The following is a 13560-nucleotide window of genomic DNA, read 5'->3' as shown; positions in this document are numbered from 1 at the left end:
GAACTATTGTAGATAGTTGTCTACTAAAAGCATGAGATAAGATATTCCCAATTGGGGTCTTTCTTATAAACTTGAGTAAGCGCTAAAAGCAACTATTAACAACATGTTTCTATTAAAAACAACATAAAAACCAACTATTTGTTGATTAAATCAAACGGAAATTTTTGCCTGGCAACGCACGAATAATACCTCTCAATTCCAAATCTAATAAAAGAGCAGCCATTTTACTAGTCGAAATTTTTGTCTGTTGAATCATAGTTTCTAAATGGATTTCTTTCCCCAACATTAGATCAACTATTAGTCGTTCTTCTTTGGACAACTCATTAAATAATTGCTTTTGTTGTCCAATATTTTTCTTTTCCCAACGCAAGATATAAGCAAGATCTTTTGCAGACTCCAACAGAGAAGCACGATGTGTTTTTATCAAGTGGTTACACCCTTTGGACAAAGGATCTTCTAGGCGACCAGGAACGGCAAAAACATCTTTATTATACTCATTGGCAATGTAAGCAGTGATCATAGAGCCACCTCGGTTAGCCGTTTCAACAACAACGACTGCATCGGCCATCCCAGCAATAATTCGATTGCGCATAGGAAAATGCTGTGGCAATGGTTCTGTTCCTTTTCTAAACTCAGTAAGAATCCCCCCACAGCTGGTCATTTTCTGAGCTACTGTTTTGTGCATCTTAGGGTAAATTTGATCCAAACCATGTGCAACAACACCGACATTAGGAAGTTCCAAATCTAGGCATTTCTTATGTGCTGTAACATCTATCCCATAAGCCAAACCACTTACAATTAAAGGATGGTATATGCTCAAATCTTCAACCAAACGTTCGCAAAATACCCGCCCTTTTGTACTTGGCTTTCGTGTTCCTACAATCGCTACTACTTTCGCAGCATTTAAATTGGCATTTCCTTTATAATACAACAAAAAAGGAGCATCTGGACAATTCTTAAGACGCTTAGGATATCCTAATGACTCCTGAGCCAATACTTTTATACTGTATTTTTGAACAAAAGCCCACTCCTCTTCTGCTTGTTGAAGTGTGCTTTTATTCAAAATTTTTTGGGCAGCAGTTTTTCCTAATTTTTGAATTTGCTGTAAATCAGAAATTGATGTTTGCTCAAAAACAGCTTGTGCAGAACCAAAACAATCTAGCAGTTCAAAAGCAGTTTTATTTCCTATTCTAGGAATTAAATTCAGAGCAATTCTATAAATAAATTCGTCGGCAACAACTTCTTGGTTCAATATCATGCGTTTCTTTAATGGTTTGACAACGCTCTCCCCTTTGAAGTAATAACATTAATGTTATTGGAGGCTCTGTTGCTCAAACCAGTCCTGTAATAATACTTTTTTAGCATCATCCAGATAAGCATCGCCATGCATTCTATAATACCCTTTAGGCGGCATGTGTCCTTCTTCTATTTCTTCGGCACATTCTCTCAAAGCGTGTCGGCGATCTTCTTTGCTCATTATAGTCCACGTAGAGAAGTTCAACGCTTTTCTTGCATTTTTAATATGACCTCTTATCCAAAATGATACAGGAGCTACGTACGTATACCAAGGATATTTTGTTTCATTTGAATGACAATCGTAACAAGAGGATTTTAGTTGTGCCAAAACATCTTGAGGAGGTTTTTCATTCGTTGCAAATGTTACTCTATTATCAATCATAATGGGGCTTTTATCAATTTGAAAAAATTGCATCGCAATCAATAATAACCCTATTCCAATCAAAATCTTTTTTTTATTCATTTTTTATTTTTTAGTTCAAAACAGGTTTTAAAATGGACGTATTCTTAACTTATTGGTAGAAATAATCTTCTACAATAGATCACTTAAGATAACGTTAAAATTAAGAAAAATAAAGTAGTATTGTAGACCTTTACTCAAAAACGTTCGTCTTATAGTATATAACCTTAAACATTAAGATATAACCACCTACAATTGCTAAATAATGAATAAATTACTTTTTGCTTGCCTTGTTTCTAGTCTTTTTTTGTTAACTAGTTGTGAAAAAGAAGCCTTAACTCCCATCCAGACAGAGGACTACAGAGATCAACTGATAGGGATTTATGAAGGAACCATTACTTATGAAGACATCGCCAAATCCAACGAAAACAAAGAATCTACGAAAGCTTATGATCACTTGGAGCATCAACAAGTTGAAATCACAAAATCAAGTACTCAAGACAATGCTCTTGTTATCAATGGCAATGTCCTCAACTTAGTTACACAATCGGTTTCCAACAAAAATCAATACGACGATGTATTTCTTTACTCTGCTCAAGACTGTAGCGGCAAGGAAGCTTATTTGCTAACTTTTTCACCTGCCAACCGACAACTTATCCTGAAATATGAACATGACAGAGCTTGTTCTGTTGGTGTATTAAAGCAAAATAGTATCTTTGAAGGAGTTAAGCAATAGTTCCTGTGCTATAAGTAATCGTTCGTTGACAAAGTAATGTAAATCTACTCTTTTATCTTCTGTTGACTAAGTTTTCCCCTAATAACCAGAGGGAGCAACGAAGCATAAGGTGCGAATTAGCGAACTACTAATTAAGAATTGTGATTCTTAAATTTTTAATAAGCCATTGCATTAGACAAAAAATAAACTATCATGCTGCGTTTTTTTTGCTTTATCATCATTGCTTGTGTTTTTAATGCTTGCCAAAAGGGTCCTGTTATAGATATTCCTTTTCGAACCTATGTAACCATCCCCGCAGGACTCAATACAGGTTTTTCGCATCATTTTGTCTTAAGAGACATTCCTGGCGTAAGTCGTACTGACTTATTGGAAGCAAAGCCTGCCTATGTTACAATGACGGTAGAATATGGCGAGAGCAATTTGGATTTCATTCAACAAGCCTATTTTTATACCGTAGATGGAACAAAACGCCAAGAAATGGCCTATCAAACCGACTTACCCATAACCAACTCTGGAACTATCCAACTCTATCCGTCTATTCTAGATATGAAAGAACACATTACTCAAGATGAATTTGAAATGGAATTAAAAGTTATCTTTAGAGCCATTCCTATTACAGAAACTCGCATAATTATTGATTTTGGCGTTCAAAGCACCTTAGGAGAGTAAAAATGGAAACACCCTATATAAAATCTTTCAAAGCATTTTTGGCATTAGAAAAAGGGCTTTCTCCTGCCTCCATCACTGCCTATCTGCAAGACTTAAAAAAGTTGACAGAGTTTATAGAAATTCATGCGTTAAATAAGGGATTATCTCAATTAGAACTCAATGATTTACAAAATTTCATTACTTATTTAAATGAATTGGGTTTAAGTGTTAATTCTCAAGCTCGAATTATATCTAGCCTAAAAGCTTTTTTTCGTTATTTGATTTTAGAAGATGTTTTGTTGGAAGATCCTGCTTTGTTGCTTAGTGCTCCCAAACTAGCTCGTTCGCTCCCTTCTGTATTGACACATCAAGAAATAGAGTTACTAATTGCAGCAATAGACCATTCTAAAAAAGAAGGTTCTAGAAATCGAGCTATTTTAGAAGTTTTGTATGCTTGTGGTTTGCGTGTTAGCGAATTAACCAATCTCAAACTATCCAATATGTATTTGCATATTGGTTTTATCAAAGTAATAGGGAAAGGCAACAAAGAACGAATGGTTCCGATTGGAGATCAAGCTATTAAGCATTTAGAGTTCTATCTATTGGATCGAAATCAAATGACCAATATCAAACCAGAAAGTGAAGACATCGTCTTTCTTAATCGGCGAGGTGGGCAACTTACCCGAAACATGATTTTCATTATCATAAAAGACTTAGCAAAAAAAGCAGGCATTGATAAAAAAGTTTCTCCACATACTTTTCGACATACTTTTGCCACTCATTTAATTGAAGGAGGCGCTAACCTAAGAATCGTACAAGACTTGCTAGGGCATAAATCCATCGTTACAACAGAAATTTACACCCATTTAGACATGGGGTACCTCAAAGAAACAATCCAACTTTTTCACCCTAGACATAGAACAAACGAGTAAAATTTCTTCGTTTATCCCTTATCTTTTTTTTGATTATTTCGGCGCTTGTCGTTCTTATTTTGAATGCCCTTTGAGCGATTGTAAATGGGACTATTCTCCATTGCTTGTTTCCGTTCTCGCTCTATTTTTTTGAATTTTTGACGCGTATACTCTTCTTCAAATGTTCGAATATTTTCGGTATCGCCCAATTTTTCTAGACAATATAAATAATGCGCCAAAATATCTCTTTCAGGAAAAGCATCAGGTTTATTTCCGATAATTAACCAATACATATGAGCAGCAAATCCATAGACTTCCAAATCCAAAGCAATATCGGCATATTCTAGTATGTTCTCGCTAATACTTACTTGATTATCAAACAATAAATTAATTTCGTGTCGTTTGGACATCAAGTATAGGTCTTTACTATTTTTGGCAGGAACATTCATATTATACAAAGGATCACAAGCATAAACAGCAGCTTTGCAATCTTTCCATAATTGAATGATGTACTCAGGATCATGTTCGCTAATCAACAAAGAACGAGAATAGTATTTTTCAAAATTAAAATCAGCAGATTTGGGAAAGTTTTTTAGTTGTGCCTCAAAATGCAAAGCAGCGCTTTCAAAATCTCCCTCAATTTGAAACTTTTTTCCAATTCGAATTTGTTCTCGAACATCATCATAGAGCCATTCCATTCTAAATCCAAATTGTTTATAAAAATTAAGAGCCATTGAATTTTGCTCAGGAAACGCTTGTGCTACATCAAGGTAACGTTTCGCCAAATCAAACTCTCCTTTCGCAATATGAATAGAAATTTTAGATAAAATAACCAATCCATTCCCCGAACCAATTTCCATAGTTGCACGCCAATATTCAGGATTCGCAATAGTCAACTCTTCAGCACTTTTATCGTTGAAAGCTTTGGTTTTTAATATTTTACCAATAGCATTTACTCCTTTTAGCTCAGACCTTAAACTATCTTCATAAAATGCTAAGACTGGAATGACATCTTCGATGACCCAATTCTGGAATAAATCAATTTTGCCTGCTAAGTCTGCTGCTTCAAATTTTGCACGAACTTTTTCTTCTGGCAATGCCACCTTAGGTAAGAATTTTAACTGCGGATTTTCGCAGCCTTTCCCTACCGTAGCTGTAATTAAGTAAGCATATTCCGTCAATTCTGATCGAGGAGGACGGGACAAAGCTTCCAGTCGTCGAATCAAGTGATCTGTCGTTTCTTTGTTTAACTGAGGTCTTGAACTCACCTCAACAAATGCTGGTTTACCCTTTGGCATAGTCACCAAAATCATTACATCATGATTTCCCTTTTCCAAAGCTAAAAAAGCTTTTACAGAAGCCAAGACACGTTTATTCCAAGGATACAAATAATTGGTATCTAAGGTAGCCACCGTAACCATACTATCTGTAAAGTACTCTACTTCAAGCTTTACATCTGCTTGTGCAACAACTAATGAATAAAATGATAAGTATGTAATGCAAAACAATGCGCCTAATCTCATAAGATTGTGGTTGTATTTCGACCATTTAGAATTAAAATGATAGGACTTTTAATCAAAAGGGATGATTAGGGGATTCAATTGCTATAAGAGAGAATCTCCCAGACAGCAACATGAACCTATTCTATTTCTTCTTTGGGAGTGGTTTTATCTAAAATGTAATTAATCTTATCCAATGTTTGACTGTCCTCTTCCATTAAGCCTAACAATTTGCGTTCCAACTGTTCGCTCTTTGTAAATTTAGCCGAATTCTTGAATACAACGTTGGGGTCATTCAAAAAACTGGGATTGGCAAAAAGAACATTGCTGTTCTCTTGAAATAGCTCAATTGCCTTGGTAATATCGCCTCCAATCAAATAGCCTCGTTCTATTTCGGGCTGCTTGGTCATTTTTCGATACAAAAGAATATTTAAAGGAGTGCGATCGGTAATAGCTAGGGTAACTAAAAATGCATTGGTATGTCGTATTTTTTGGGTTCTAAGGACAGAGATGTGCTCAAAACCTTCTACTTCTAAAGCCGATAATAAAAAATCACGTTGAGCAGCGGGGTCTCCACTTCCAAATTGAACCAATATCGTAGAACAAAAGTTTAATGTTCCTGCTATATAATTATAGCGTTTTCTGTTTTTATAGGTATAAGAAGTAGAATCTACATTCAACAAAATATTCTCTCTATAATCTTGTTTTAATCGAAGCGGAGATTTAATATCAGTAAACCCCAACGACTCTACTCGAAGTTCAAAAAAGCCCTTCGGCAAGGTTACCACCCAAGCTTCTTCTCCTACATCGTATTTCATTTCGTATTGTTCTGCCAAGTGCTTTACGCCCCCACTAAACCCATACATATCAATCAAAACCTTTAAGTTAGAACGAGCTTCCCAATACCCATAAGAAGTTTCAATATCGTCATTAGCGGCATCCATAGCGATAACAACACGTATAGAGTCTTTTTTCTGCGCAAAACTAGCAAAAAAACAACTAACTAAACTTCCTACTAAAATCCATTTATATAACATAACAATTCATTTTGATGTGGGTATGGATGATTTTTTTAAACTTTTACAAGAATCAATTTACAATCTTTAATTATACAAAGATTTCACAATCAAAGCAAATAGCCCCAAAATCATATCGTTCTTGCTCTAAAATAACAAAGAATTATGAATTCAAGTCTTCTAAAGCAGATTAATTCATAGGATTTACTTAGAATTGTTCATTCCTTATTCATTACTTTATCTTAAATAATTCTAAAAACACCACCTCAAATTCGTTGTCCTAAAAACGTTATTTTTATGCCATAACAATACAAACTAGATTAGTTTTAATAAAAAAAGCAAAGGATAATACGCTTAAATGATTATCCTTTGCTCTAAAAACTATTCAAAAAAGCAGTTTCTACAATGTCCCTCTGCGAGCTTGCTCTGCTTCAATTGATTCAAACAATGCTTTGAAATTTCCTTTTCCAAAAGACTGTGCACCTTTGCGTTGAATAATCTCAAAAAACATCGTTGGACGATCTACTACAGGTTTTGTAAAGATTTGTAACAAGTATCCTTCATCATCTCTATCAACCAAAATACCCAATTCTTTTAACTTCAGTATTTCTTCGTCAATTTCGCCAACACGATCTAATACCGTATCATAATACGTTCCTGGTACATATAGAAATTCGATTCCACGAGCAGTCATTTCTTTTACGGTTGCTAGAATGTCATCGGTTGCGACTGCAATGTGCTGAATCCCTGCTCCTTGATAGAAGTCTAAATATTCCTCAATTTGAGATTTTTTCTTTCCTTCTGCTGGTTCGTTAATAGGGAATTTTACTCGACCATTGCCATTGGTCATCACTTTTGACATCAAAGCAGTATATTCTGTGGAGATATCCTTGTCATCAAAACTAATTAAATTGGCAAAGCCCATAACATTAGCATAGTAATCTACCCACGTATTCATTTCTCCCCAACCTACATTACCAACCATATGGTCGATATACTTCAAACCAACTGGTGCAGGGTTGTAATTTGATTTCCATTCTTTGAAGCCTGGCATAAAAATACCATTATAATTCTTGCGCTCTACAAAAATATGTACTGTATCTCCATAAGTATGAATTCCAGAACGAACAATTTCTCCATGTTCGTCTTTCTCAACCGTTGGCTCCATAAATGGCTTTCCGCCACGCTTTGTCGTTTCCTCAAACGCCTTCGTAGCATCGTCTACCCAAAGAGCAACCACCTTAACTCCATCTCCATGTTTCTTAATATGCTCTGCAATAGGTCCATCAGCATCCATTGGTGTTGTTAAAACCAATCGTATTTTATCTTGAACCAATACATAAGAGGTACGATCTTTCACCCCTGTTTCTAAACCACAATATGCCAAAGACTGAAAGCCAAAAGCTGTTTTATAAAAGTGTGCTGATTGCTTGGCATTGCCCACATACAGCTCTACATAATCCGTTCCTAACAATGGCAAGAAATCCTCTGCTTCTTCAAAGATTTTTTCGATGCCATAATTTACATTCTCTAAATTTTTTAAATCGTTTGCCATGATTATTTTATTTTGATAGAGTAAAACTCTTTTAGTACACTGCAACAGAAATTTGTGATTGTTATTATAATAGTAGTTAGCTACGCTGCTACTTCGTGGTAGCTCCCTACGGTCGTGAGCTCGCATAGCTCGGTTCGCTGCTACTGCGTGGTTTCAACAAACTATGTATAAAATACTTTTGATAAAATTCAAGAGCACTCACAACTTGATAAGCTCCGTTATCAAAACACCAATACTCGTTTAAAAATCTATTTTCCAGTGTATTTAAGTTAATGATAATAATTTTTTGCTAAATCGCACTTACTGTACCATCCTTTGTCAAGTATTTTAGATAAATAGCAAATAGTGTATGAATTTAGCAACTATAATTCAACAGCCCAATAGACTTTGTAAAGTACCTAGTTTTACAAAGTCCAATACTTACCACATGGCACTACTTTGAATGGCCAATTTAATGCGTTGTTTTTCTGAAATTTTACTAATTAAATTATAGTTCATTGTTTATTATTTCTAATAGTAGTTAGTTGTGTCGCTACGTGCCGTTTCAACCTACTAACGTTTAGTGTTCTAACCAAGATAAATAATAATTAGGATCTTGAATTTCCAAAGCTGCTTCTGTAATTTGGAATGGTCGGAAAGGATCAACCATTACAGCTAATTCTTCTGTATCTTCTACACCGATACTCCGTTCCGCAGCGCCAGGATGTGGTCCATGAGGAATGCCTCCTGGATGTAGTGTAATCTGACCTCTTTCAATATTATTACGACTCATAAAATCACCATCTACATAATACAACACTTCATCTGAATCAATGTTGCTATGGTTGTATGGTGCAGGAATCGCCTTAGGATGGTAATCGTATTTTCTGGGGCAGAAAGAACACACTACAAATCCCGCACCTGCAAAAGTTTGGTGCACTGGTGGCGGTTGGTGTACTCGCCCTGTAATTGGCTCAAAGTCATGAATAGAAAAAATGTAAGGATAATGGTATCCATCCCAACCTACAGCATCAAACGGATGTGTTGCATAGGTATAAGGAAAAATCATTCCTTGTTTCTTAATCAACACCTTAAAATCACCATGCTCATCGTGCGTTTTTAAATTTTGTGGGGTACGAATGTCTCGCTCACAAAAAGGAGCATGCTCCATTAGTTGTCCTTGGTTGTTTTGATAACGCTTTGGAAAGCGAATGGGGCTAAATGATTCTAAAACAAACAAACGATTTTTCTCTGTCTTAAATTCAATTTGATAGATGGTTCCTCTAGGTAAGACAATGTAATCTCCATATTCAAAATCTAAATCTCCGTAAATCGTATGCACGGTTCCTTCCCCTTCATGGACAAAAAGCATTTCATCTGCATCTGCATTTTTGTAGTAATAATCCATTGGAGCTCCTTTGGGAGCGGCAACACCAATTTGCAAATCATTGTTTACCATCAGAACCACACGACTTTTGAGATAATCTGCTTCTGGTTTGACAGCAAACGTTTTTAAAGACAAAGACTTTAAATTCTTTTTAATTGCAATTTTAGGCTCCACAGAATAAGGTTCTCCAACTTCTTTGACCAATGTAGGAGGATGTACGTGATAGATAAGCGAGTAGTTGGCATCAAAGCCTTCTGTACTCACCAACTCTTCTGCATACAAACTACCATCTTCCTTGCGAAATTGTGTGTGTCGCTTTTGTGGAATTTTTCCTAGTTTTTGATAAAAAGCCATAATTATTTAGGTACTTTTTTTAGTAGAATTGTGGTTAAGTAATATATTTCAGATATTCCAAAAGTACAAAAAAACTACGATTTAAAAGCTCTTTACAACCTTTCTTATAGAAAAAACTATGCGAGTTAGCCTTCTACCAACTCGCCTTGTCTTTTTTGTAGCAACAAGTAGTTTGAACCATGAATTACTGGCCTTCAAACAGTTTTTTATTAGGTAACTGTTTCCATTTCACGGAAGTCAACAGGCACAACCCTTGAAATTCCTTTTACCATCGTTACTCCATACATAATATCCACCGCTTCCATTGTTTTCTTATTGTGGGTCACAATGACAAACTGAGAATTTTTAGAAAAATCCTTAATGATATTATTAAACTTCGCAATATTCGCATCGTCCAATGGCGCATCTACCTCATCAAAAATACAGAATGGCGCAGGTTTTAAAAGATACAAAGAGAACAACAAAGCCGTTGCTGTTAAGGTTTTTTCACCTCCTGAGAGTTGGTTGATAGACAAAGGACGTTTGCCTTTGGGTTTGGCAACAATTTCGATTTTAGACTCCAGTGGCGTTTCGGGACTCATCAACTTCAAGTCGCACGTATCATCTTTATGAAATAGACTACGAAATACTTCCACAAAGTAAGTTCTAGCTTGATTAAAAGCAACCATAAAACGTTCGGTTGCCTTCGATTCAATCTCGGCAATCGTCGCCAATAAATTTTCTTTGGATTTCAACAAATCATCTCTTTGCTCAATGATCAATTTATTGCGCTCTTGAATTTCATCATACGCCTCAATGGCCATAGGATTGATTGGACCATAATTCGTCAAACGCTGTCTCAATTGTTCTACGTTCGATTCTAAAACAGCTTCCTCAAATTCAGGGTTAGGAGCTTCGTTTACTAGATCATTGATCTTCACCTCAAACTCGACATTCAAGCGTTCTGCAATAGAGGTCAATTTTAGTTTTACCTCATTAAATTTATTATCCAACTTACCAATTAACTCTAATAATTGTGTTTGTTGACGCTGTTTGTCTCGCAGTTTTTTTTCAGTTTCTACAATATTTCCCCTTGCTTCAAAGTACGCTTTTTCTGCTTGACCTACCTGTTCTTGATACGTTTTTTTTACCTCATACCACTCTTCCAACTGTATATCAGCTGCTTCAATTTCTTTTTGAGTAGACGTTAAGTCTCCACCTGATTCGTTCAATACTTCTTCATCTCGTTTGCGTTGATCTTTTAATTCTTTGTATTGACGATGGCTAAAGTCCAATTCTTTTTCGATTGAAGCCATACCATTTTGATGACGAACCTGTTCAATATGCTTTTTATTATAATTGGAAGAAGCCTCTGCCATGTCTTCCGCAATATTTTGTACAGAAGCATCCTTTTCAGAAACCGTTTCTCTTAGTTGCACCAATTGCTTTTGCACTTTAGCTAGTTCTCCCCGAACGCCTTCTTGAGCTACTTGGTATGTTTTAATTTGCTCCAAATAGCTTTCCTTCTGTTCCTCTGTTTCTTTCTTAAATTGTTCAAAACTCTCTAATTTACTTTTTATCGTAATAGCCTGTCGGACAGTATTATTTAGTTGTTTTTCTAACTTCTGAATCTCTACTTGCTGATTGTTCTGACGCAGATTCTGTTGCACCAATCTCAAATCTTTTACCTCATTTTCCAAAACTTGAGCTGCCTCTGTTAGCGTTTCAATTTGAGTTTCTAGCAATTCTAAATTTTTCTTTCGACCTATCTTTTTACCTTCAAAAGCACCAACAGAACCTCCTCGAATAGAGTATCCACGTTGTGTGTATTTCCCATCCTTAGTCAACCAAATTGTTTGCCCATTTAATTCTTCAACTCCGACCTTTTCATCAACAATATACACATCTCCTAGCAAGTGCTCCGCTAGAGCTTGATATTTAGCATCATACTCCAATACCTCTAAAGCCCAAGTTCCTTTGTTTGTTGTCTTTTCTTTTGTGTGTGTGGTAGGAAACTGCTCCATCAAAAAGAAATTCGCTTTCCCTTTTTGATGTTGATCTAGCAGCTCAATTGCTTGCAACGCTTCCGTAAAATTTTGAACAACATAATAACTCAAATAAGCTTCTAAGTAATTCTCAACAGCGGCTCTGTACTCTGGTTGACAATAAAATACATCTGATAGTAAAGGCGCATTGTCTGACCAAGAACGATTTTTGCTTAAAAATTTGATAGATTCTGAAAACCCATCCATATTCTCTACCAAGCTTTTAAGCAATTTATATTCGTTTCGTTTTGAATCCAAATTGCGATTCTTGCCACTCAAACTCTCTTTTGCAACTTCCAGCTTCTGTTCAGTTTCCTCCAATTGCTTTTTTCGTAGTGCCTCTGCTGCCCTTAACCCTTCCAAAGTAGTCTCTTGCTCTTGTTGGGCAGTGGCAAGTTGACTGGCTTGAGCCGTAATGCCCGCTACTTCAGAAGTTCTTTGCTCCAAAACTCGTTCTAAGCGTTCAATACTTTTAGAAGCAGATTCTTCTTGATTTTGCAAAACAGCTGCCTTTTTTTCCTGTTCAAAAAGCGCATTATTTAATGTTTTTTGCTCTACCAAAAATGCTTCTAATTCTTTCTTGACATTGCCATGTTTGTTGCGAATTTTTTCTAGAATTTCCTTAGCTTCTGCCAATTGGCTACTCAACTCCTTTCCTAATTTATATTGCTCATCTAGTTGTTCGCTTTGCAGCTCTATATTTTGTTCTGTCTCAGCAATTCTCTTTCTATTCGAGGCTATACGTTCATCTAATTTTTCATTATTTTGTTGTAAGAACAACGATTTTTGGGTCAGAATCTTTTTATCATTTTCTTTCCCTTTGATTTTTCCTACTAAACTATTCAATTGCTTTTGAGCATCTGCCAATGCCTTTTCTTTTTCCACATTGCCATTTTTTTCTCGCTCTACTCGTTTCTCCAATTGAATTACTTCCTGATCTAGAGCCTTTTTATTTTCTCGCTCCTCATCAATTTGTTTGTCCAGTGTTTTATAAGCTGTCTTACACTCTGATATTTTAAAATAACTCAATTCCAAGCTTAGCCGACGATATTCGTCCTTTAACTCAAAATAGCGTTTGGCTCGTTTCGCTTGACGTTCCAAGCTCTTTAAGTTTTTTTGAATTTCAAACAACAAATCCTCCACCCTAGACAAGTCAGCTTCTGTGGCTTTTAATTTGCTAAACGTTTCCTTTTTTCTTGTTTTGTATTTAGAAATACCTGCCGCCTGTTCAAACAATTTAAGACGCGAATTATCTTTGTCTTGCAACAAATCATCCACCATCCCCAGCGCAATAATCGCATAAGAATCAGATCCCATACCCGTATCTACCAACAAGTTAGAAATATCTTTTAAACGACATTTCACACCATTCAATTGGTACTCACTAGACCCATCTTTGTACAAAATTCTCTTGATAGAAACTTCTTGGTATTCCAAAGGCAAAATACCTTTATCATTAATAAACGTCAAAGTTACCTCTGCCAAGCCAGATGCTTTACGACTTTTGGTTCCATTAAAGATAACACTAGTCATGCTTTCCGAGCGCAACTGACTTGTTTTTTGCTCTCCCAACACCCAACGAATGGAATCTACAATATTTGACTTCCCACAACCATTAGAACCTACGATTCCAATAACATCTTCTCCAAAATTAATTACCGTACGATCAGCAAAACTCTTGAAGCCTTTTATATCTAAACTTTTTAAACGCATTTAATTATGATTAAAAATTCTTCATTCTCAGCAACTTAACTC

10 protein-coding genes are annotated in these 13560 nt (G+C 35.8%); 3 read left to right on the top strand and 7 right to left on the bottom strand.

All coding sequences use genetic code 11. The annotated features are described in order from the left end of the window. Positions 1 to 145: 145 nt before the first annotated feature. On the bottom strand, positions 146 to 1258 hold the full coding sequence (dprA, locus tag CG11_RS23690; protein ID WP_052599338.1) for a DNA-processing protein DprA: 1113 nt from the start codon (positions 1256 to 1258) through the stop codon (positions 146 to 148). A 54-nt stretch (positions 1259 to 1312) separates the two neighbouring features. Then, entirely contained in the window at positions 1313 to 1759 is a 447-nt protein-coding gene (locus tag CG11_RS23685; RefSeq protein WP_052599337.1) for a heme-binding domain-containing protein, read from the bottom strand. Between the two features lie 202 nt (positions 1760 to 1961). Between CG11_RS23685 and CG11_RS23680 the strand changes: the two genes are divergently transcribed. From CG11_RS23680 to xerD, 3 genes are all read left to right on the top strand, one after another. Next, positions 1962 to 2432 carry a hypothetical protein gene (locus CG11_RS23680; RefSeq protein WP_052599336.1) on the top strand — a complete coding sequence of 157 codons (471 nt, stop codon included), beginning with the start codon at positions 1962 to 1964 and terminating at the stop codon, positions 2430 to 2432. 192 nt (positions 2433 to 2624) lie between these two features. Beyond that, positions 2625 to 3101, top strand: coding sequence for a hypothetical protein (locus CG11_RS23675; protein WP_052599335.1), 477 nt, complete (start codon positions 2625 to 2627; stop codon positions 3099 to 3101). Between the two features lie 2 nt (positions 3102 to 3103). Beyond that, a complete protein-coding gene (xerD, locus tag CG11_RS23670) occupies positions 3104 to 4012 on the top strand; it encodes a site-specific tyrosine recombinase XerD (RefSeq protein ID WP_052599334.1) in 909 nt (302 codons plus the stop codon). A gap of 11 nt (positions 4013 to 4023) precedes the next feature. On the opposite strand, the gene CG11_RS23665 is transcribed toward xerD, so the two are convergent. The 5 genes from CG11_RS23665 to smc all read right to left on the bottom strand — a co-directional run bounded on the left by CG11_RS23665 (position 4024) and on the right by smc (position 13518). After that, the gene (locus tag CG11_RS23665; protein WP_052599333.1) at positions 4024 to 5514 is read right to left on the bottom strand and encodes a hypothetical protein; all 1491 of its coding nucleotides are present in this window, start codon (positions 5512 to 5514) and stop codon (positions 4024 to 4026) included. Positions 5515 to 5630: 116 nt separating this feature from the next. After that, complete coding sequence (locus tag CG11_RS23660) at positions 5631 to 6527, bottom strand: hypothetical protein (protein ID WP_052599332.1); 897 nt, start codon at positions 6525 to 6527, stop codon at positions 5631 to 5633. Positions 6528 to 6906: 379 nt separating this feature from the next. Further along, a complete protein-coding gene (hppD, locus tag CG11_RS23655) occupies positions 6907 to 8061 on the bottom strand; it encodes a 4-hydroxyphenylpyruvate dioxygenase (protein WP_052599331.1) in 1155 nt (384 codons plus the stop codon). 559 nt (positions 8062 to 8620) lie between these two features. Continuing rightward, complete coding sequence (locus CG11_RS23650; RefSeq protein WP_052599330.1) at positions 8621 to 9781, bottom strand: homogentisate 1,2-dioxygenase; 1161 nt, start codon at positions 9779 to 9781, stop codon at positions 8621 to 8623. A gap of 209 nt (positions 9782 to 9990) precedes the next feature. Next, positions 9991 to 13518 carry a chromosome segregation protein SMC gene (smc, locus tag CG11_RS23645; protein ID WP_052599329.1) on the bottom strand — a complete coding sequence of 1176 codons (3528 nt, stop codon included), beginning with the start codon at positions 13516 to 13518 and terminating at the stop codon, positions 9991 to 9993. Between the last annotated feature and the right edge of the window lie 42 nt (positions 13519 to 13560).

The organism is Aureispira sp. CCB-QB1 (genome assembly GCF_000724545.1).
In the GTDB taxonomy this organism is placed as follows: domain Bacteria; phylum Bacteroidota; class Bacteroidia; order Chitinophagales; family Saprospiraceae; genus Aureispira.
The sequence above is the reverse complement of the archived record's forward strand: the minus strand, read 5'-3'. Positions and strand labels throughout refer to the sequence as shown.

Coding starts and splice junctions, on each gene's coding strand:
- dprA (WP_052599338.1), bottom strand. CDS start 1,258: ATGATATTGAACCAAGAAGTTGTTGCCGACGAATTTATTTATAGAATT.
- CG11_RS23685 (WP_052599337.1), bottom strand. CDS start 1,759: ATGAATAAAAAAAAGATTTTGATTGGAATAGGGTTATTATTGATTGCG.
- CG11_RS23680 (WP_052599336.1), top strand. CDS start 1,962: ATGAATAAATTACTTTTTGCTTGCCTTGTTTCTAGTCTTTTTTTGTTA.
- CG11_RS23675 (WP_052599335.1), top strand. CDS start 2,625: ATGCTGCGTTTTTTTTGCTTTATCATCATTGCTTGTGTTTTTAATGCT.
- xerD (WP_052599334.1), top strand. CDS start 3,104: ATGGAAACACCCTATATAAAATCTTTCAAAGCATTTTTGGCATTAGAA.
- CG11_RS23665 (WP_052599333.1), bottom strand. CDS start 5,514: ATGAGATTAGGCGCATTGTTTTGCATTACATACTTATCATTTTATTCA.
- CG11_RS23660 (WP_052599332.1), bottom strand. CDS start 6,527: ATGTTATATAAATGGATTTTAGTAGGAAGTTTAGTTAGTTGTTTTTTT.
- hppD (WP_052599331.1), bottom strand. CDS start 8,061: ATGGCAAACGATTTAAAAAATTTAGAGAATGTAAATTATGGCATCGAA.
- CG11_RS23650 (WP_052599330.1), bottom strand. CDS start 9,781: ATGGCTTTTTATCAAAAACTAGGAAAAATTCCACAAAAGCGACACACA.
- smc (WP_052599329.1), bottom strand. CDS start 13,518: ATGCGTTTAAAAAGTTTAGATATAAAAGGCTTCAAGAGTTTTGCTGAT.